Raw genomic sequence first — 1,660 nt, 5'->3', positions numbered from 1 at the left:
GAAAATTCGTTTTAGTCATAAATTAATAAAACTGCCAGTATGCAATCTTATGTAAGAATTTTGGGCTACACCGCTATGGTTTGTATCTTTGCCGCTTTCTTAACGTCCTGCGCAAGCCATCAGAAATTGGGCTGTCCTATGAAGGGCATGGCCAAGTCGCCTGCGATAGAACATAACAAAGCATGTTAAATGAATTGGAAAACGTTAACCAGCGAGGAACAACTATCTGACATCAATGCGGCATCTGCGCATCAGCCGGTAGTGATCTACAAACACAGCACGCGATGCTCTATCAGCTCAATGGCCAAGGCCAGATTGGAACGGTCGGCTGTGCCGGAAGGGTTAACGTTTTATTACCTGGACCTGATCGCTTATCGTCCGGTATCCAATAAGATTGCAGAAATATATCATGTTCAGCATGAGTCTCCCCAGGTGCTGGTGATCCGTAATGGCGAATGTGTTTACAATGAAAGTCATGGCGGCATTGTAATGGATGAAATAGTTGCCCGGGCTGGCGTATAACCACCCAAATAGGCTAGCTTTGTAAATTCAACAGCATAGCCAATGAAACATCGTATAGTAGTAGCAGTTACAGGGGCGAGTGGTTCCATCTACGCCCGCCAGTTGTTGCAGAAGCTCAGTACAGCGCAGGAGCAGCTGGACCAGGTAGCCGTGGTGATGACTGAAAACGCCAAAACCGTCTGGGAAACAGAGCTCAGAGACGAAGATTATAAGCAACTCCCTTTCCGTTTTTATACCCAACAGGATTTTCATGCGCCGTTTGCCTCCGGGTCCGGGCGCTTTAACACCATGATCATTTGCCCTTGTTCCATGGGCACACTGGGGCGCATCGCCACCGGTATTTCCAACGACCTGATCACCCGTGCCGCTGATGTAGTGCTGAAAGAGCGGAGAAAACTGATCTGCGTGGTGAGGGAAACTCCCTACAATCTCATTCACATCAGGAACATGGAGGCCGTTACCCTGGCCGGCGGTATCATTTGCCCGGCCACGCCTTCCTTTTACAGTATCCCTGCCAACCTGGAAGAAATGGCCGCTACGGTAGTGGACCGCATCATAGACCTTGCAGGCCTGGAACAACAAACTTACCGCTGGGGCAGCGATAGCAATAATAAAGAGGATTAATTATCTTAGGCCTTCATTCTATAACCATTATCATGCAAATAGCAATCATTAACGGACCTAACCTGAACCTGCTCGGCAAGCGGGAAACAGGCATCTATGGCAGTGAATCTTTCGAACACTATTTCAAGTATCTGCAAAAGCAATTCCCGGCGGTAACTTTTACTTATTTCCAGAGCAACGTGGAAGGTGAGCTGGTGAACTATCTGCATGAAGTGGGCTTTTCATATGACGGCGTTTTGCTGAATGCGGGCGCCTACACACATACTTCTATTGCCATCCGCGACGCCATTGCAGGGATTAAAACGCCGGTAATGGAAATCCATATCAGTAACGTGTATGCCAGGGAGGAGTTCCGGCACACCTCCCTGATCGCCCCCAAATGCATAGGCTGCATCTGCGGCCTGGGGCTGAAAGGCTACCAACTGGGGGTGGAGTACTTCAGGATGAGCGATTTGTAGCGCGCGCCTTCGGCGCTGCTTAAATTGTCTTGGAACGCTGATTACGCTGATTTTTA

3 protein-coding genes are annotated in these 1,660 nt (G+C 48.9%); all 3 read left to right on the top strand.

Features of this window, described 5'->3' with window-relative positions:
- Positions 1-189: 189 nt before the first annotated feature.
- The 3 genes from ytxJ to aroQ are packed head-to-tail and all read left to right on the top strand — an operon-like array spanning position 190 to position 1,604.
- Positions 190-522, top strand: a complete 333-nt coding sequence (gene ytxJ, locus VN105_RS14750; protein ID WP_325642179.1) for a bacillithiol system redox-active protein YtxJ — start codon at positions 190-192, stop codon at positions 520-522.
- Between the two features lie 42 nt (positions 523-564).
- Entirely contained in the window at positions 565-1,146 is a 582-nt protein-coding gene (locus VN105_RS14745) for a UbiX family flavin prenyltransferase (protein WP_325642177.1), read from the top strand.
- Positions 1,147-1,178: 32 nt separating this feature from the next.
- Entirely contained in the window at positions 1,179-1,604 is a 426-nt protein-coding gene (aroQ, locus tag VN105_RS14740) for a type II 3-dehydroquinate dehydratase (RefSeq protein ID WP_325642175.1), read from the top strand.
- The last annotated feature ends 56 nt before the right edge of the window (positions 1,605-1,660 follow it).

The organism is Chitinophaga sp., from assembly GCF_035564935.1.
Classification (GTDB): domain Bacteria; phylum Bacteroidota; class Bacteroidia; order Chitinophagales; family Chitinophagaceae; genus Chitinophaga.
Note: the sequence above shows the minus strand (reverse complement) of the source record. Positions and strands in the feature narration are given on the sequence as shown.

What these genes read in the sequence shown, in the direction of transcription:
- VN105_RS14745 (WP_325642177.1), top strand. Translation starts at nt 565, where the DNA reads ATGAAACATCGTATAGTAGTAGCAGTTACAGGGGCGAGTGGTTCCATC.
- ytxJ (WP_325642179.1), top strand. Translation starts at nt 190, where the DNA reads ATGAATTGGAAAACGTTAACCAGCGAGGAACAACTATCTGACATCAAT.
- aroQ (WP_325642175.1), top strand. Translation starts at nt 1,179, where the DNA reads ATGCAAATAGCAATCATTAACGGACCTAACCTGAACCTGCTCGGCAAG.